Here is a 19,170-nt window from a genome sequence, read left to right as displayed (position 1 = left end):
TAATTGCTAAAAGCTTTTTTACTCTTTAATTCGTTCTTGGTAAGTTCCTTTTGTTGTTTCTATCTTAATTTTATCACCTTCATTAATAAACAAAGGTACATTTACTGATGCTCCAGTTTCTACAGTTGCTGGTTTTGTTGCATTTGTTGCTGTGTTACCTTTAACACCTGGTTCTGTATGTGTAACTTCTAAAATAACGCTTTGTGGCATTTCAACAGACAAAGGCATATCATCTTCAGAATTGATAATGATGGTTACAATCTCTCCTTCTTTCATTAACTCTGGAGTATCTAAAGCATTTTTTTGCAATTGAATTTGAGAATAATCTTGCTCATTCATAAAATGATAGGTATCTCCATCATTATATAAGTATTGAAACTTGTGTGTTTCTACTCTAACATCATCAATTTTTCTACCTGCAGGAAAAGTATTATCTACAACTTTACCATTGGTAACACTTTTTAATTTTGTTCTTACAAACGCAGGTCCTTTACCTGGTTTTACGTGTAAAAATTCTACAATTTTATAAATATCATTATTATATCTGATGCATAATCCGTTTCTAATATCTGATGTTGTTGCCATTTATTTATTTAATTTGCGTTATAATATCCTTTCATTATTCCTCTGTGAGAATCTTTTATAAACTGAATGATTTCATCACGTTCTGGAGTTGCTTCCATTTCTGCTTCTATAATATCTATAGCTTGAGAATTATTGTAGTTTTTTTGAAATAAAATTCTGAATATAGCTTGAATTTCTCTAATTTTTTCTGTGGTATACCCTCTTCTTCTTAAACCAACCGAATTTATACCTACGTAAGATAATGGCTCTCTTGCCGCTTTTACATAAGGAGGTACATCTTTTCTAACCAAAGAACCACCAGTTACAAAAGCATGATTACCAATAGATGCAAATTGATGCACTGCAACCATACCTGCTAAAACTACATAACTACCAATAGTTACATGACCTGCTAAAGTAGTATTGTTAGAAAAAATACAATTATCGCCAACAAAACAATCGTGTGCAATATGACAATATGCCATTATTAAACAATTGTTACCCACAACAGTTTTCATTCTATCTTTGGTTCCTCTATTAATTGTAACACACTCTCTAACAGTAACATTGTTTCCAATTTCTACTGTAGTTTCTTCGTCGTTAAATTTTAAGTCTTGTGGTATTGCAGAAATTACTGAACCTGGAAAAATTCTACAATTTTCTCCAATCCTAGCTCCTTCCATAATGGTTACGTTAGAACCTATCCAAGTTCCTGAACCAATTGTTACATTATTATGTATGGTAGTAAATGGTTCTATTACAACATTTCTTGCAATCTTTGCTTGGGGATGTACATAGGCTAAAGGTTGATTCATATTTTATTTTTTTCTGGCTATTTGTGCCATTAATTCTGCTTCTGCTACTAATTTTCCATTTGCATAAGCATATGCTTGCATATGGCAAATACCTCTTCTAATAGGTGTAATTAATTCTGCTTTAAACGTTAATGTATCTCCAGGTAAAACCTTTTGTTTAAACTTAACATTATCCATTTTCATAAAATAAGTTAAGTAGTTTTCTGGATCTGGAACTGTACTTAATACTAGAACTCCTCCACATTGAGCCATAGCTTCAACTTGTAAAACACCTGGCATAACTGGAGCACCAGGAAAATGACCAACAAAGAAATTTTCGTTCATGGTAACATTTTTCATACCAACCACATGCTTGTCTGATAGTTCTAAAATTCGATCTATCATTAAAAATGGAGGTCTGTGAGGTAAAATATCCATAATTTGATGAATATCTAACAAAGGTGGTGCATTTAAATCATATTGAGGAACGTAGTTTCTCTTTTCTGTTTTTATGATTTTTGCTAATTTTTTAGCAAACTGAGTGTTTACTAAATGTCCTGGTTTATTAGCAATTACTTTACCTTTAATTCTTGTGCCTACTAAAGCCAAATCGCCAATAACATCTAATAATTTATGACGAGCAGCTTCGTTTGCCCAATGTAAATTTAGGTTGTCTAAAATTCCGTTTGGTTTTATAGAAATATTATCTTTTTTAAATGCTTTTTTTAATTTTTGCATTGTACTATCAGACAATTCCTTATCAACATAAACAATAGCATTGTTTAAATCACCTCCTTTAATAAGGTCATTTTCTAACAACATTTCTATTTCGTGTAAAAAACTAAAAGTTCTTGCATCTGCAATTTCAGTTTTAAAATCGGCAATATCTTCTAAAGTAGCATTTTGAGTTCCTAAAATTTTAGTTCCAAAATCTACCATTGTTGTTACTTGATATTGATCTGAAGGCATTAAAATAATTTCGCTTCCAGAAATTTCGTCTTTGTAAGAAATAATTTCTTTAACTACGTATTCTTCAATATCAGCTTCTTGTTCTTTAATACCCGCTTTTTCTAGAGCTTCTATAAAATATTTAGAAGACCCATCCATAATTGGAGGTTCTGATGCGTTAATCTCTATTAATAAATTATCAATATCTAAACCTACTGCAGCAGCTAAAACATGCTCAGAAGTTTGAATTTGAACACCATTTTTTTCTAAATTAGTACCTCTTTGCGTGGTTACTACATATTCAGCTTTGGCTTCTATAATTGGAGATCCTTCTAAATCTATTCTACTAAACGCAAAACCGTGATTTATTGGGGCTGGTTTTAGCGTCATTGATACATTATTACCAGTGTGCAAACCAACACCTGATAACGTAATTTCTGATTCTATCGTTTTTTGTTTTTTACTCATGCCTTTATTTTTGAGCTTTAAGATCTTTTTCAATTTTGTTTATTGATTCTGCGATTTTAGGTAAATTTCTAAAATAAACATAACTTTTATTAAAATCTGGATAACTAAAAGCTGGGGTTCCTTGTACAACCTCATTATCTTTTAAGTTTTTGGTAATACCAGATTGTGCTTGAATTTTAATGTTATTGCCTAATACTAAATGACCAACAATACCAACTTGCCCACCAATCATACAATTTTCGCCAATTTTAGTAGAACCTGCAACTCCTGTTTGAGCTGCAATAACCGTATTTTTACCTATTTCTACATTATGAGCTATTTGTATTTGGTTATCTAGCTTTACACCTTGTCTTATGATAGTAGATCCTAATGTGGCTCTGTCTATTGTAGAACCTGAACCTATATCTACATAATCTTCTATAATAACGTTTCCGATTTGTGGAATAGCTTTAAACTCACCTTTTTCATTGGGTGCAAATCCAAATCCGTCAGAACCAATAGTACAGCCTGAATGAATTTTACAATAATTACCAATCTGAGTTTCTGAATAAATTTTTACACCTGCAAAAATTACACAATTGTCGCCAATTACTGTATTATCTCCTATGTAACAATTAGGATAAATCTTAACATTATCACCAATTATTACATTTTCGCCTATGTAAGAGAAAGCTCCTAAATATTCATTGCTACCCACTTTTGCTGAAGTTGCAATAAAATGTGGTGTTTCTCTACCAGTTTTATTGTTTTTTACTTCGTTGTAAAATTCTAATAATTTAGAGAAAGATTTATAAGCATTCTCTACTTTTATAAGTGTAGTAGAAATTTCTTTTTCTAACTTAAAATCATCATTTACAATAGCAATAGAAGCATTTGTAGTGTATAAATATGGATTGTATTTTGGGTTAGACAAAAAGGTTAAAGAGCCCTTTTCACCTTCTTCTATTTTAGATAATTTAGATACTTCTTCATCAGGATTACCAACTACTTTACCTTCTAAAATATCTGCTATTTGTTGTGCTGTAAATTTCATCAACCGCAAAAGTATAAAATTTATAGGTATTTGGCTAATCTCATTTTACTTTGGATAACAAATAAAATGTTTTATTACTGGTTTTGTAAGCGCTTGCAGGTTTAATTGATCTGATGCTTTTGCAATATCTTTAAGCTTTCCTTTTTTATTTAGAATATAAATTGGCTTTTCTGTTTGATAGGCTAAATTTCTAATTTCTTGAGAAAATATAAAATAATCGATATCTTTTTGATCAATTTCTAACTTTTTGATACACTTATCTTTCTTTTTATTGATGTAAGATGCTGTAAAAGATTTGTTTTGTATTTCGATTCTTAGCAACTTTCTATCTACAATCATTTTACACAACATTGCTAAAACTTTATCTTTATGATATACCCATTCTTTTATGGCAGACAGAATATCATAATCATCTAGTTTCGAAAACATTTCTAATGTTTCTTCTGTAAAATTATCTTGATGTATTTGGTTATATAAAAAATAATTTAAAGCAGAACTTGCAAACAACTCCTCTCCTCTTTCTGCCAATTGTTTGGCTCTTTTTAATACATTAACCAACATATTTTCTGCAACCAAACCTGTTTTGTGCAAATACACTTGCCAATACATTAAACGTCTGGCAATTAAAAATTTTTCTACAGAATATATTCCTTTTTGTTCTATAACTAGTTCATCATTTTTAACATTCATCATAGCAATTAATCTGTCTGATGAAATATTACCTTCGGTTACACCTGTATAAAAGCTATCTCGTTTTAAATAATCTAAACGATCTATATCTAACTGACTAGAAATTAATTGACATAAAAATTTGCGATGATACTTCCCTTCAAAAATTTCGATGGCTAAGCTTAGTTTTCCTTGAAACTCTTCATTAAGTTTTTTCATAAACTTTAAAGAAATTTCTTCGTGCGAAATTCCGCTTACAATACTATGCTCTAAAGCATGTGAAAAAGCTCCATGACCAATATCGTGTAATAATATAGCCATATAAACTGCATTTTCTTCGTCTTTAGAGATTTCTATTTGTTTAAAACGCAACACTCTAACTGCTTTTTCCATTAAATGGATACAACCCAAAGCGTGATGAAAACGTGTATGATTTGCTCCTGGATACACCAAATTAGACAACCCCATTTGTGCAATTCTTCTTAAACGCTGAAAATAAGGATGTTCTATAATATCAAAAATTAAAGAATTCGGAATTTGAATAAATCCGTAGATAGGATCGTTTAATATTTTGAGTTTATTGGGCTTTTTTTTCTTCAAAAGATGGGTTTTATCAATCTAAATGCAAAGTACGATTTAATGCCTTTAATTCGCAAATTAAAAATATTCGTTTTTCTATAAAAATGATCAAACTTGTTTTAAACTGATAGGTGTTTTATCGTTTTCTGATTTTAGATTATTAATTATTGAATACTTTATCAATTAAAATTAGCAATATTTTATCATTTTAACCCTTAGAAAAATATAACAAAATGGTACTTTTAACCTTGAAAGTTTAAATTTTAAAATATATGAGTAGCATACAAATTTTATGGGTTGATGATGAAATCGAATTATTAAAGCCTCATATTCTTTTTCTAGAACGTAAAAACTATAAAGTTACAACTTGTACAAATGGTGCTGATGCTATTGATTTAGTTGATGAAACGAATTTTGATATTGTTTTTTTAGATGAAAATATGCCTGGTTTAACTGGGTTAGATACGCTTGGAGAAATTAAACAAAAGAAAGCAAACTTACCTGTTGTAATGATTACAAAAAGCGAAGAAGAATATATTATGGAAGAAGCCATAGGTTCTAAAATTGCTGATTATTTGATAAAACCAGTAAATCCGAGTCAGATTTTGTTGAGTTTAAAGAAAAATTTAGATCATTCTCGTTTGGTTTCTGAAAAAACAACTTCTAGTTATCAGCAAGAGTTTCGAAAAATTTCTATGGATTTGGCAATGGTAAATTCTTACGAGGAATGGATTGACTTATATAAAAAACTAATTCACTGGGAGTTAGAATTAGAGAATATTAGTGATCCTGGAATGTTGGGCATTTTAGAAAGTCAAAAACAAGAAGCTAATAGTCAGTTTTTTAAATTTATAAAAAAGAATTATGAAGATTTTTTAACTTCAAATGACAAACCTACTTTTTCGCATACATTGTTTAAAGATTATGTTGTACCAGAATTAAGCAAAGATCAAGGCGTTTTATGGGTTGTGATTGATAATTTACGTTACGATCAATACAGAATTCTAGAACCATTAATTAATAATCATTATAAAAAAGACGAAGAATATTCTTATTTCTCTATTCTACCTACTGCCACTCAGTATGCTAGAAATGCCATTTTTTCTGGATTAATGCCTTCTGAAATGGAAAAACGTTATCCAAATTTTTGGAAAAATGATACTGATGAAGGTGGAATGAATATGTTTGAGAATGAATTTTTATCAGCCCAAATAAAAAGATTAAGTTTAAATATTACACACGAATATTACAAAATTACTTCTTTAAAAAGCGGAAAAGAATTAGCAGATAATTTTAACGGCACCAAGCAAAACGATTTAACAACAGTTGTTTATAATTTTGTTGATATGCTTTCGCATTCTAAAACAGAAATGGAAGTTATTAAAGAATTGGCTGGCGATGATAAAGCGTATAGAAGTTTAACATTAAGCTGGTTTAAGAATTCGCCATTGTTCGAAATTATTCAAAAAGCTCAAAATTTAGGGAAGAAATTGATTATTACAACAGATCATGGTACAATTAATTGTAAAAATCCTACAAAAGTAATTGGCGATAAAAATATCAGTTCTAATTTACGTTATAAAACGGGTAGAAGTTTGAGTTATGAAGACAAAGATGTTTTTGCTGTTCGAAATCCTAAAGACATTTTTTTACCTACAGTGGCTATGAATAGTCCCTTTATTTTTGCGAAAGAAGATTTGTTTTTTGCGTATCCAAACAACTTTAACCACTTTGTAAAATATTACAAAAACACGTATCAACATGGAGGTGTTTCTTTAGAAGAAGTTATTATACCTTGTGCTGTTTATAGTCCGAAGTAAAAAATTTATAATTATTATTATTTTAACTAAAAAATTACCTCTATATAAATTATTTTTTTATAAATTTTTCATTTCGTATTCCATTATTAGTAAGCACCTTAGCTAAATAAATACCTTTTGCTAATGATTGTAGGTTTATACTATTACTAGTTGAGTATAAGATTTTCTTACCTAGTAAATTATATATTTCTACACTTTTAAATTCTAAATTATTAAATACAGAGATAGATAATATTGATTTTGCAGGATTTGGATGTAATGATATATCTTTTGAATTTTCTACAGTAGGTGGCTGAGGACTAAAATATGGTATCCCAAAATTATAAGCTTCAACCCCAACTTTCTCTCCAATAAATCTACCAGGAAGATCATCTGCTGGTGGATGAATACCTCCCCAAATTCTTGATAAACTTGTTTGATCTGAAGCATCTCTATAAGTTGCCCATTGCAACACTACATCCACTGAAGGGCCTTTTTCAAAAACCAAAAATTCATCTTTTTTGGCCACAAACTCGCCTATACCACCAGGAAAAAATTCATCTCCTGTAATAAGTGTCATGACTTCTGCTGCAGCTCTAGAAAATGTAGAATGACCAGATACAAAACCTGCAAAAGGAGGTGTTACAAACGATGGCCTTTGATAAGGCCACCAGTTTTCAGCTAAAATCCAACCTACACCAGCTACATCTGTTTCAGAATTTGAAATAAAGTCGTGACCTTTCCAAGAATACAATTTTATCTTTCCTACATTTTGGTTATTTATGCCACTTAAGGCGTCACCAACTTCTACTGTTTCAATAAAACCTTCAATTAATGGAATGCCTCCAATATGATAATTGTCTAAATCAGGATTTGTACTTTGCCCCAATTCGCACATATATCTAATTGCAGAAATAGGTCGTATATAATCATACCACCCCTTTATACCCCATGCAGAAATGGCAGCATCATGCATAGCACCCGCTAAAATAAAATAGGCTTTTACATCCCATTCTAACGAACTTAATATTGCTCCTTGTCCATTAAACTTTTTTTCTAATTTAGGATGATCACTTACATAATTTAAAATAGTAAACCAATGACCTGGAGGTGTTTCAGAATCTGGACCATCTGCCCAAAACTCTGCAAGCACTCTTCCATAATCTCCTCTAGGAACCATTTGCACATCATAAGGCTGACCTGTTGATGGGTTTACAGAATGCCCTTTACTAATATCACCTCCTTCAATTAATTTATAAAAATCAGGAAAATCTGAAAACGATTTTGGCATGTTCTGTATATCAATATTTCCAATGGTTTTTGGTGAAATATCTAACATAACACCATCTGAAGGATCTAAGTGAGAACCCCATACTGAAACCAATGAAAAGTTCCATTTATACTCGTCGTTTGCTGTGGTTTTATTTGTGATATCTAACTCTGGTGGCTGTCCAGGATTATGATAAACACGATATGCTTCTCCATTTCTTTCAAATAATTCACTATCAGATTCTGATAATGCAAAAGGAAGTACATTGCCCCATTCTGCACCTAAAAAACTTGGCACAGATCCTGTAAATAAATTTCCACTTTGATCTATAAAAGTGTTAAACGATAAAGGTTGCCAACGATTAGGATTTGACAATCCTGTGGGCTGCCCAAATACACTTAAATTTAATGCTGAATTTACGGGTTCATAAAAAGAATTTTCATAATCATTCCCCTCATTAGAACCATCATTTTTACCATATTCAATAAGCTTTTGGCCAATATAATTTCCTAATGCAGCCGCATCTCCAGTTTCATAATCAACTGAAGTAAAAGATGTATCAAACCCTAACTGATCCATGATTAAACTAAAACGTTCTAAACTTTTTTCGGCTCCAGGAGAATTTTTAAAACGATGCATTAAAAGTCGATAAACGGCATAACTCATTGCTTTTTTTTGAGAAACATCTTCTGTTTCTAATGGTGTAAATTCCTTTAAATTACTTGTAAAGCCATGAACGGTATTTCCTATAAAATATGGCCTTGCAGTATTGTTGTAAATAGCCCAACTATCAAATAAAGCTACTGAGGTATGGAATAAATTACGTGCATGCACAGTTGGCCTTGCAAAATCTTTACGAATAGCTTCTAAAAGGGCTTCGTTCCAAATTCTAGCAATTGAAACATTTTCTGTAGCCTTATTAATGTTAAGTGCTATATTAAGGGGCGATGTGTCACTAATACAATTTTCGTTATAAACTTGCGCTGTGACAACTCCTAATGGTTCTAAACCCCAGGTTACAGATATTGAATTAGTACCCTGACCTTCAACAATATGACCACCTTCTACTGTCCATATAATTTGATTATTTTCTAAAAGATTATAGCTGTAAGTATCTATATTATTAAAACCAGATTCAGTTATACCTGTAATTTCTGTAGCCGACAAATACTCACAACTGCCATCATCTCTTGTTGCTAATGGATTATAATTACACGATTTTGGGTCTGTACAGCCATAAATATAGTTGGCTGGTTGTACAGTAAGAACCTCTAACCCCTTACCCTCTGTAGCCTTGAAATACTCCTTTACTTCAAGGTTTTGGTAGGTTTCAATAAGACCTAAAGGCCACTTAATGGTTAGTTTTTTTATTATTGTTGCGTCTGCTAAACCAAAATGAACGGCTTGTAAACTTTGTGATAAAAAACCTATACCAGTATAATACCGATGAAAAGTACCTTTGTCTGTTTCAACTGAAATTGTAGTTCCAATTGCATCTCTATTAGACACTGTACCTTGTAAAGATAATTTAAACCAACTGAAATTATTTGCTTGATTAGGCTCAATAGTTTGGTTACTGTAAAAATAAGATGCCCTATCTAAGTTAGATACAAATAAATCTAAATCGCCATCATTATCAAAATCAAAAGAACAAGCACTATACCCTTTTGAAACATCATTTAATTGTATTTCTGATGAAATATCTTGAAAAGTATCTTGACCTTCATTTTGTAAGTTTTTAAAGTAAAAATTATTTTGTGGTCCACTTAATTCAAATCCGTTAACAATAAACAAATCTTCATCTCCATCTAAATCAAAATCAGCAAAAATATTATCCCAAGCCCAACCTGTTTCTTTTACATTTTTATCTAGTGCTACATCTGTAAAGGTGTTATTTCCATTATTTTTAAGCAATGCATTTTCATTGATATTGGTGATAAAAAAATCGAAATTTCCATCATTATTATAATCGTTTATAGCAATACCCATGTCATCTTTTGCATGGTCTAGACCATAACTTGCAGCATCTTCAAAACTATCTATTCCATTTACATTGATTAAAAGCTCATTAGGTTCATCTAGATCATTAGATATGTAAATATCTAACCAACCATCTTTATTAAAATCGTATGGAAAAGCTAAAAAGGAAGGCCTATTTTTTTTGGAACTTTCAAATTTTAGTGATTCGTTTTTAAAAGTTCCATCACCATTATTAATGTAAAAACTATTGTAATCGCATTCACCCCAATCAGAAATATAAATATCAAGAAATCCATCATTATTAAAATCGAACCAAGTGGCACTTGTATTTAGACAATTATTGATGCTTTTTATACCTGCTTCTGTAGTTTGTTCTGTAAAAGTACCATCTCCATTATTATGAAAGAGTTGCACTTTATATTGATGCGTAAAAAATAAATCAGGGAAGCCATCATTATCATAATCACCCCATGAGACCCCATATTTTACACCTTCTAAGGCAGGATTTGATGGTGTGTAGCTTATTGAAGGAAATAAATTTGATATGCCCGATTCTTTAGTTACATCTGTAAATGCCCCATTGTTATCATTTCTAAACAGTTTACTATGTGTTTCTTCTTCATCATTTACATCTTTTCTTGCTCCAACAACAAAAATATCCAAATCTAAATCTCCATCGTAATCAGCTACTGCTATACCATTATTTTGTTCTAAAACACCCAAACCTGCTAATTCTTGAATCTGCTGAAAATTTTGAGCATTAGAAGGATTTAAAAAAAATATACATGCTATTATGTTAAATAAAATATACTTCATCAGAATTCTTTAAATTTAGATAAAACCAGTTTATACAATTATTTTTTTGAACATTTTTAATCATTAATTTACTCTTGATATTAGTATTTAGAAACTCACTTGGCAATTTATTTTAGAAGAGATAATAGTAAGAATTGTATTCTTTTCATTAATAAAATCAATTGTTTTCTCTGTTAAAAAAGAGTAGTATTATAAATGTAGTAGAGTTATATAATTTTAAAAAACGAGCTAATTAAAAATCAGCCCGTTTATTCAAACTTAATAAAATAATAAATACTACTTTATAAATTTCTAATTGCGTTACATATGGTAGGCAAATCAAAATTTTCATAAAGGTTTAACATTTCTTGTTCTGTTAATGGTGGCGTTACTTTCCATCCACCATACCAAAAACCAAACTGATATTTTTGACCTGATTCTAAACATGGTGATTTACCATTTAATCTAGAGTTAGAAACTCTATCAAAATAAGACCAATAACGATCATTTTCTTTCTTATAATAAACATATAAATTGTTTAGTAAATAAGTAGCATCTGGGCATTCTAAACTTAAATCTAGATCTCTTTCTTGATAACAATCTTGATTAGAAATATCTATAGTTTGCCCATCCAAATCACACTTACTAACTTCTTCACTATACACTATCTTATATCTTCTCTCTTGATAGCTGTAATAATACATTGTTAAAATCATATCATCTTTTAGCATATTCAATGCTCTATTTCGATAGTATCCAAGATTACTGCCATTTACTTGATATGTGCCATCAAAATACATATAACCCCATCTTAGAGCTCTTTGTGGATTATACTTATTAGCCACATAATAACAATAAAATGTTCTTTTTCCATCATTTTTAAATGTTACTCCGCCTTCGCTAGATAATGTATTACAAGAAGGTGTTAATTCAAAACCATAAGGATAAATACCAGGACCTGCAGGTATAGTTACTGTAAAAGATAGGTAAGTACGTCCCCACCAAGAAGTTCTACTATAAATAGGAACATCGGCTATCTTGGTATTCTTATTGTTAACGGTTCTATAAAAAGAAATTATGTCTCCAACTTTAACATTTTGACCCGTGTTTGGATTGATAATACTACTATTTACACTAAAAGAATAAGTTGTTGGTCTAGAAACACCAGAAACCCTCCTTCCGTTTACGTAATAATAAATGCAATATAAAGATCCTATTGGAGATAAATAAGAGCCTGTTGTTTTTTTAAAATTACTACTTTTAGCTGCTGCCTCTATTTCTAAATTTCCAGGAAATTCGTTAAAACCACCTGCCAAAGTTTCTGGATTTACAACATTATCAGAAAGCTCATCTATAGTTGGCACAGTCGTGTCAAAAGTCTGTAATTCTATGGTAACATCACTTCCCGTGATTGTATTTCCATTTTCATCATAAAACTCAGTATCTGCAGGTATAGAAACTTCCATAATATCATCTTCATCGTTTGTAGGAGGAATTTCTATTAAGATTTCTTTAGTCGTCTTGTTATCTACTAAATTTTCAGTAACAGACTTAAAAAAAATAGATTGAGGCAAGTCCGATTCTTTTAACATGGAAATCTGAACTTCTTGAATATCGCTACCATCAAAATTTACAGCTTGAGTTTTTGTAACGAAACCATTTGCACTAATTACTGCTGTTACACTTATAGGACTATCTCCTGTTACAGTAGTATTTCTATGAATCCCTAAAGTTACAAATCCGTTTTCAATTTTAAAATTTTTTGTTCCATTAACCGTGTATATTTTATCGGCATTCTTACCTGTAAAATTTATATCTAAATTTTCAATAATATCTGAACCGTCTTTAGCATTAAAAACTTTTAAATTTACGATGCTTAATACAGGCTCAGCAGAAACTTTAATTTCGAAATCATCCTGTAAATCTAAGGCTTTTTGAAAATCACAAGATACTATTACTAGGCATAATGTAAATATTTTAAGTATATTTTTCATATTTTTTTTTTTAAAATGAGTATGATAATCTAAATGAAGCATAAGGAATAAATTTAAAGCTCTCAAAACTTTCATTTAATAAAACTTCCTGATCTTCTGTTTGTTCTATAATACCTGAAGCATCTAAAGTAACTTCAGGAGAACTAGATAAATAAGTTCCAAAATTAAAAGCAAACCCTAACTTTTTGTTAGGTACAGCTCTACCAAAACCTAAACCCAAATAAGGTGCAGTTTTAGACCAATTAAAGTCAATATCCAAATTTCCAGAATCTTCTGCATTAAACTCAACTTCTCCTACAGTAATATTATTTTTAAAAGTTGTAAGTATGTTGATATTGTTTGATGAGAAGAATCCTATTCCTCCAACAATTTTAAAGGCACTTGAAAAGGGATGATAACTTAATTTTATATCAAAATTTTTAAAATCTAAACTTGTATCAGAGATTAAATCTTCTCCACTAATTTCTTGTTCAATTCCATCTATGGTATAGACAAAAGCATTGTAGCTAGCTGAAAAATATAGCTTATCTTTTTTCCAGGTTCTAGAATAATCTATTCCCAACCCTGTACCAAATGATACACCAATTGCATTTTTTGTGTTTTTAATAGAATTTGACATCATTTCATCTTGAGCATATTGATTTCCATAAATCAAAATACCAAGGAGTAAAGTTGTAATAATTTTTTTCATAGGTTTTGTTTAATTGATTTGATTCTTTTCATAATTTATTAAGTTTATAAAATTAGTTTTAGCAAATATGACTTTGAATTAATGAAAATACAATACCTATTCATAGGTATTTTTAAATCTCCAACTCTCTAATTTTTATGAAAATCACTTTATTTTTATACAATAATTAAGATTTTGATAAAATCTATTTTTTTTCAATAACTTCACTATTTTTGTACTACCATGAATACAAACTATTCTTTAAAAAATTTATCAGCAGTTGCATCAGAACTTATTTCATCCGTAGAAAACAAGACGCTACTTTTTTACGGACAAATGGGTGTTGGTAAAACAACACTAATTAAAGAAATTTGCAAACAATTAGAAGTTTTAGACAACATCTCCTCTCCTACTTTTTCACTGGTTAATGAATATCAATCAGAAAAAAATGAAATCGTATATCATTTTGATTTTTACAGAATTAACGACGAAGAGGAAGCTCTAGATATGGGCATAGAAGAATATTTTTATTCTGATAATTGGTGTTTAATTGAATGGCCAGAAAATATCAAAAATTTACTACCTTTAGATGCTGTTGAAATTCATCTTACAGTATTAGAGAATCAACAACGTAATATTCAACTAAAATAACCAAACTATGAGTTCATTTTCTCCTTTTAGTAAGGAAGAATTAATACCACAAACAGAAATGTTAGAGGTTAAAAAGAAAAAAGGAGAATTATTTATTGGTTTACCTAAAGAATCTTACGTTGGTGAAAAACGAGTTTGTTTAACTCCTGATGCAGTTACTGCCTTAACTGCTCACGGACATCGAATTGTAGTAGAAACTGGTGCTGGTGATGGGGCTAATTATACAGACAAAGAATATTCAGAAGCTGGTGCAAAAATATCGTATAATGTTGAAGAAGCTTTTAAATGCAGCATTGTTTTAAAAGTTGCACCTCCCACAGAAAAAGAAATTACTTACATAAATCCGCAAACAATTTTAATTTCTTCGCTTCAACTAAAAACACAATCTAAAAAATACTTTGAACTTTTAGAGAAAAAAAGAATTACGGCTGTTGCATTTGATTATATAAAAGATGATCATGACACTTACCCAGTTGTAAAATCTTTGAGCGAAATTGCAGGTATTGCCTCAATTTTAATTGCAGGAGAATTAATGAGCGGAGCTAATAAAGGTAATGGTTTACTTTTAGGAAATATTGGTGGTGTACCACCTTCTAGTGTGGTTATTTTTGGTGCTGGAACTGTAGGTGAATTCGCCGCAAAAACAGCTTTAGGTTTAGGGGCTAGAGTAAAAGTTTTCGACAACTCTATCTCTAAACTAAGAAAATTACAACATTGTTTAAATGCTCCTATTTATACCTCTACCATTCAGCCAAAATCTGTTGCAAAGGCTTTAATGAGATGTGATGTTGCTATTGGTGCTATTAGAGGTAAAAATAGATCGCCAATTTGTGCTACTGAAACAATGGTAGAAACTATGAAAGAAGGCGCTATAATTGTTGATGTTAGTATAGACAGAGGTGGTTGTTTCGAAACTTCGAGTGTAACTTCTCACAACAATCCTACTTTTGTAAAACACGGAATTATACATTATTGTGTACCTAATATTCCTTCTAGATACGCCAGAACAGCTTCTGTGTCTATTAGTAATATTTTTACTCCTTATTTATTAAATATAGCAGATGAGGGTGGTTTTGAAAATGCTGCACGTTTTGATAAAAGTTTGAGAAACGGAATGTATTTTTATCACGGAATTTTAACCAATAAAACTGTTGCAGATTGGTTTGATATCCCTTACAGAGATATTAATTTATTAATTTTATAAGCTCTTTTTTCATTGTAAAAAAGTACATTTGTAGCTCAAAATTTTACAATGTTAATTAAAAGAATTGGATATTATTTAGTTGGAGTTGCTATTAGTTCAGTTGGAGTGTATTTTTTTTGGCAAAAGAAAAATGCAACTTTCGATTACGGAATGGATGCACGAACATTAAAAACCATTAGAATTAAAAAAAGATTTTTTTCTGATGATGCTAAAAAAACAATGCTAAATTCTGATATAGATACACTTAAAATTTCGACCATTTTACAAAATGGCGATGTTGATTTTAGCAGCAGTAAACCTAGACAAAAACCTTGTGCTGAATACTATATTACAGGTAAAAAAGAGTTAGAAAACGTAAGTTTATATGTTTCTAGGTGCGATTCTACATCAACTATAGAAAAAATTATTATTAAATAATCTCTGTTTAATATAAGGTTTAACAATTCTTATATTTATCGTACAAACCTGAACCACTTAAAATTAACGGAATAATTTTCTCTAATCGAGTTTGTTTAGTGCTTGCTCTTTTTGCTGATGATATATACTCACAAAATTCTCTTTGTTTGGCATTTGTTAAATCATCAAACTTAGTTTTTAAAGTGTTCTCTTTTGATAATTTTTCGGCCAATTCATCAGGAATAACGACTTCTTTTTTAGATCTAACTACTTTAATTTCTTTGCCTAATTTTACATTTTCTATAGCTTCTAAAATATAAATTTTGATTAATTCTGCATCTATTTCATCAATAGTATTAAAGCGCCATTGCAACATGGCTTTGGTTTTACCTTCTTGTGCATTAATAAATACTTTATGTCTGTCTTTTAACAATGCACCTTGAAAAAACCATAAGCCACAATAATTTTTAAAAGCAGCTAATCCTAAAACATTTTTACCATTATAAATGTAAGTTGGTGCACCCCATTTTATCGTTTCTTCTACGGGTAAAGAAGTAATTATCGATCTTAATAAAGTCAATTCATCACTCCATTTCTCTTTTTTAGAAATGTATTCGTCAATTTTATTCATCTCTAGTCTTTTAATTTTTCTTGGTAGTGTGTAATTATGTCATCAACATTTTTAATTGTTTTTTTTACCCAATCAAAATATAAAATTTCCTTTTCTTTGGTTGATAATTGCCAATCTAATTTAGAATTTCTAAGTTTTGTAGTAACATCTTGCAAAATAATAGCAGCAGCAACAGAAATATTTAAACTTTCTGTAAAACCAACCATAGGTATTTTTAAAAAACCGTCTGCATTATCTTTTACTATGTCAGAAACCCCTTCAGCCTCTGCACCAAAAACAAATGCAGATTTTTTATGAATATCAAAATTTTGTAAAAAATCTGAATCATGATGTGGCGTAGTTGCAATAATTTGATATCCTTTTTCTTTTAATTTGTCTAAGCAGTTTTTTGTATTATTTCCATCTGTTTTATAACGATGAGAAGTTATCCATTTTTGAGAACCTTTGGCAACATATCTAGAAACTCTATTGATATATTTATTTTCGATAACATGTAAATCTTGGATGCCAAAAATATCGCAAGTTCTTACTACAGCACTCGCATTATGTGGTTGATAGATATCTTCTAAAACTACCGTAAAATGTCTTGTTCTATTTTTTAAAACATTTTTAAAAGTATCCTTTCTTTTATCGGTTAAAAAGCTTTCTAAATATTGTAACTGTTTTTTATCCATCATAAACACAAAATAACAATTTTATTTTTATTTTAGTGGGATTAGTCTTTTTTATAAAACTTAAAATATAGTGAATGAAAAAAATTGTTGTATTAACAGGTGCAGGCATTTCAGCAGAAAGTGGTATACAAACTTTTAGAGATGCAGATGGTTTATGGGAAGGTCATGATGTTATGGAAGTTGCCTCTCCACAAGGTTTTGCTACAAATCCTGAATTGGTTTTAGATTTTTACAATAAAAGAAGAAAACAGTTGTTAACAGTAAAACCAAATAAAGCGCATTTTAATTTGGCTGAACTAGAACAGTTTTTTGACGTAGAAATCATTACTCAAAATGTAGATAATTTACACGAAAAAGCAGGTAGTTCTAAAGTTGTTCATTTGCATGGCGAACTCTTAAAAGTTAGAAGTACAGCAGACGAATCTTTTGTTTTAGATTGGCATAAAGATTTATTTGTAGGTGATTTATGCATAAACAATAGCCAATTAAGACCTCATATTGTTTGGTTTGGAGAAATGGTACCAATGTTAAATAAAGCCATAGAAATTACTGAAACAGCAGATATTTTGGTAATTATAGGTACTTCTATGCAAGTATATCCTGCAGCGAGTTTAATAAATTACGCACAGCAAAATATCCCTATTTATTTTATAGATCCAAAACCATCAGTTTCTGAAATCGATTTTAATAACCTTACAATTATTAATGATGTTGCTAGTTCAGGTACTGATCAATTAATTGAGTTACTAAAAGTTAACGCTTAAACGTATTAACTAGCTTGTTGAAAGTGATCGTAAATTTCTTTGCAGCCACTACCAATTATAGTAAAGTTTTTGTTTTTAGAATTTGCTAAAATCATTAATTGCTGAATTGCATGCAATCCATTTTTATCAATTTCATTAGCCTCTTGGATGTTTACAGTAATTTTTGCTTTTTTGTTAATTTTTGAAGTAAAATATTTTAAGAATTTAGGCACATTTAGGGTATTCACTTTTCCTTTTAAGTGATAAACATTTTTTTGCTTAAGAATTTTTAGCGTCATCATAAAGTAAAATTTTGGGGTTAACTTAATTATTATATCACATTTGTAACTATTTTATTTTCTTAACATTTTTAAAACCTTTAAAACAGTAGTTCGTTTTTAAATTTTATAAAAACTAAAACATTAGAACTAAATCTTGAATAATACTTTTAAAAATACTAAAATAATGTTAATATTTTACAAATAAAATACAATAACATAATATAAACTTACTTTTTTATGAATTTTACTAGTAGAAAAAACGCTATAGCTATAAAAATGTTCGATGAATGCTTATTTACAAGCGATAAATAAACTAGAGTAAATCTAATCTTTTCATTAACTCTGGTCTGTTAGACCTACTTACAGGCACCACATCTTTTTTAATTAAAACACTATTATCTTCGATATCGATAATTTTTTTTACGTTAATAATGTAAGAACGATGTACTTTTAAAAATAAAGAATCTGGTAATTTTTCTTCTATCTTTTTTAAAGTAGAATGCACTACGTAATTTTTATCTTCGGTTTTAATATCGATATAATCTCCTTTTGCTTTAATTAAATAAATACTAGACAAATCAATCTTTATTAACCTTCGATCTATGTTTACATAAAAATCATTTTTAACACTTACCTCTTTTTTAGGTGCTTCTTTAACATCGTCTAACTGCAGTTTTTGTGCTTTTTTTATCGCTTTTTCAAATCGAGGTAACTCTATTGGTTTTAGAAGATAATCTGCTATAAAATCGAATTCGAATGCTTCAATCGCAAATTTTGGATCGGAAGTTGTAAAAATTATTTTTGGTGGATTTTTTAGTGTTTTTATAAAGTCTAAACCACTAAAATTTGGCATATGTATATCTAAAAAAATTAAATCTACAGTATTTTCGTTTAGATATTTCATGGCTTCAATTGCGCCAGAAAATTCTTTAACAAGATTTAAAGTTTTAATTTCATTACAAAGAGTTTTTATAATGACTCTTGCCATTTGTTCATCATCAATAACAATACAATCCATGGGGAAAAG

General features: G+C 29.7%; 17 protein-coding genes. 5 read left to right on the top strand and 12 right to left on the bottom strand.

Features of this window, described 5'->3' with window-relative positions:
* Positions 1-18: 18 nt before the first annotated feature.
* From efp to ACWYN7_RS10175, 5 genes are read right to left on the bottom strand one after another with little or no spacing between them, the layout of a single operon-like run.
* Positions 19-585 (bottom strand): elongation factor P, encoded by a 567-nt coding sequence (gene efp / locus ACWYN7_RS10195; protein ID WP_462859829.1) that lies wholly within the window; start codon positions 583-585, stop codon positions 19-21.
* Positions 586-593: 8 nt separating this feature from the next.
* On the bottom strand, positions 594-1,379 hold the full coding sequence (gene lpxA, locus ACWYN7_RS10190; protein WP_462859828.1) for an acyl-ACP--UDP-N-acetylglucosamine O-acyltransferase: 786 nt from the start codon (positions 1,377-1,379) through the stop codon (positions 594-596).
* A 3-nt stretch (positions 1,380-1,382) separates the two neighbouring features.
* The gene (locus tag ACWYN7_RS10185) at positions 1,383-2,774 is read right to left on the bottom strand and encodes a bifunctional UDP-3-O-[3-hydroxymyristoyl] N-acetylglucosamine deacetylase/3-hydroxyacyl-ACP dehydratase (protein WP_462859827.1); all 1,392 of its coding nucleotides are present in this window, start codon (positions 2,772-2,774) and stop codon (positions 1,383-1,385) included.
* Between the two features lie 4 nt (positions 2,775-2,778).
* Positions 2,779-3,807 carry a UDP-3-O-(3-hydroxymyristoyl)glucosamine N-acyltransferase gene (gene lpxD / locus ACWYN7_RS10180; RefSeq protein ID WP_462859826.1) on the bottom strand — a complete coding sequence of 343 codons (1,029 nt, stop codon included), beginning with the start codon at positions 3,805-3,807 and terminating at the stop codon, positions 2,779-2,781.
* Positions 3,808-3,852: 45 nt separating this feature from the next.
* Entirely contained in the window at positions 3,853-5,076 is a 1,224-nt protein-coding gene (locus ACWYN7_RS10175; protein ID WP_462859824.1) for an HD domain-containing protein, read from the bottom strand.
* A 251-nt stretch (positions 5,077-5,327) separates the two neighbouring features.
* Here ACWYN7_RS10175 and porX point away from each other — a divergent pair, with 251 nt between their 5' ends.
* On the top strand, positions 5,328-6,875 hold the full coding sequence (porX, locus tag ACWYN7_RS10170) for a T9SS response regulator signal transducer PorX (RefSeq protein ID WP_462859823.1): 1,548 nt from the start codon (positions 5,328-5,330) through the stop codon (positions 6,873-6,875).
* 49 nt (positions 6,876-6,924) lie between these two features.
* Here porX and ACWYN7_RS10165 read toward each other — a convergent pair whose 3' ends face one another.
* From ACWYN7_RS10165 to ACWYN7_RS10155, 3 genes are all read right to left on the bottom strand, one after another.
* Entirely contained in the window at positions 6,925-10,920 is a 3,996-nt protein-coding gene (locus ACWYN7_RS10165) for an FG-GAP-like repeat-containing protein (protein ID WP_462859822.1), read from the bottom strand.
* Positions 10,921-11,201: 281 nt separating this feature from the next.
* A complete protein-coding gene (locus tag ACWYN7_RS10160) occupies positions 11,202-12,893 on the bottom strand; it encodes a hypothetical protein (protein ID WP_462859821.1) in 1,692 nt (563 codons plus the stop codon).
* A 10-nt stretch (positions 12,894-12,903) separates the two neighbouring features.
* A complete protein-coding gene (locus tag ACWYN7_RS10155; RefSeq protein ID WP_462859819.1) occupies positions 12,904-13,584 on the bottom strand; it encodes a hypothetical protein in 681 nt (226 codons plus the stop codon).
* Positions 13,585-13,806: 222 nt separating this feature from the next.
* On the opposite strand from ACWYN7_RS10155, the gene tsaE reads away from it, so the two are divergent.
* Genes tsaE through ACWYN7_RS10140 form a run of 3 tightly spaced genes read left to right on the top strand, consistent with a single transcriptional unit; the run spans position 13,807 to position 15,835 of the window.
* Positions 13,807-14,214: a tRNA (adenosine(37)-N6)-threonylcarbamoyltransferase complex ATPase subunit type 1 TsaE gene (gene tsaE / locus ACWYN7_RS10150; protein ID WP_462859818.1), complete on the top strand. Its 408-nt coding sequence runs from the start codon at positions 13,807-13,809 to the stop codon at positions 14,212-14,214.
* Positions 14,215-14,221: 7 nt separating this feature from the next.
* Positions 14,222-15,418 carry an alanine dehydrogenase gene (locus tag ACWYN7_RS10145; RefSeq protein ID WP_462859817.1) on the top strand — a complete coding sequence of 399 codons (1,197 nt, stop codon included), beginning with the start codon at positions 14,222-14,224 and terminating at the stop codon, positions 15,416-15,418.
* A 48-nt stretch (positions 15,419-15,466) separates the two neighbouring features.
* A complete protein-coding gene (locus tag ACWYN7_RS10140; protein ID WP_462859816.1) occupies positions 15,467-15,835 on the top strand; it encodes a DUF4258 domain-containing protein in 369 nt (122 codons plus the stop codon).
* Between the two features lie 19 nt (positions 15,836-15,854).
* On the opposite strand, the gene ACWYN7_RS10135 is transcribed toward ACWYN7_RS10140, so the two are convergent.
* Both ACWYN7_RS10135 and ACWYN7_RS10130 read right to left on the bottom strand, forming a co-directional pair.
* Positions 15,855-16,445, bottom strand: coding sequence for a YdeI/OmpD-associated family protein (locus ACWYN7_RS10135; protein WP_462859814.1), 591 nt, complete (start codon positions 16,443-16,445; stop codon positions 15,855-15,857).
* Between the two features lie 2 nt (positions 16,446-16,447).
* Positions 16,448-17,122, bottom strand: a complete 675-nt coding sequence (locus ACWYN7_RS10130) for a TrmH family RNA methyltransferase (protein WP_462859813.1) — start codon at positions 17,120-17,122, stop codon at positions 16,448-16,450.
* A gap of 71 nt (positions 17,123-17,193) precedes the next feature.
* On the opposite strand from ACWYN7_RS10130, the gene ACWYN7_RS10125 reads away from it, so the two are divergent.
* Positions 17,194-17,883 carry an SIR2 family NAD-dependent protein deacylase gene (locus tag ACWYN7_RS10125; RefSeq protein WP_462859812.1) on the top strand — a complete coding sequence of 230 codons (690 nt, stop codon included), beginning with the start codon at positions 17,194-17,196 and terminating at the stop codon, positions 17,881-17,883.
* 5 nt (positions 17,884-17,888) lie between these two features.
* On the opposite strand, the gene ACWYN7_RS10120 is transcribed toward ACWYN7_RS10125, so the two are convergent.
* Together ACWYN7_RS10120 and ACWYN7_RS10115 are read right to left on the bottom strand one after the other, a co-directional pair.
* Positions 17,889-18,164 carry an STAS domain-containing protein gene (locus tag ACWYN7_RS10120; RefSeq protein WP_462859811.1) on the bottom strand — a complete coding sequence of 92 codons (276 nt, stop codon included), beginning with the start codon at positions 18,162-18,164 and terminating at the stop codon, positions 17,889-17,891.
* A gap of 292 nt (positions 18,165-18,456) precedes the next feature.
* Positions 18,457-19,161 carry a LytR/AlgR family response regulator transcription factor gene (locus ACWYN7_RS10115; protein WP_462859810.1) on the bottom strand — a complete coding sequence of 235 codons (705 nt, stop codon included), beginning with the start codon at positions 19,159-19,161 and terminating at the stop codon, positions 18,457-18,459.
* Positions 19,162-19,170: the final 9 nt, after the last annotated feature.

This window comes from Polaribacter sp. M10 (assembly GCF_054968445.1).
Note: the sequence above shows the minus strand (reverse complement) of the source record. Positions and strands in the feature narration are given on the sequence as shown.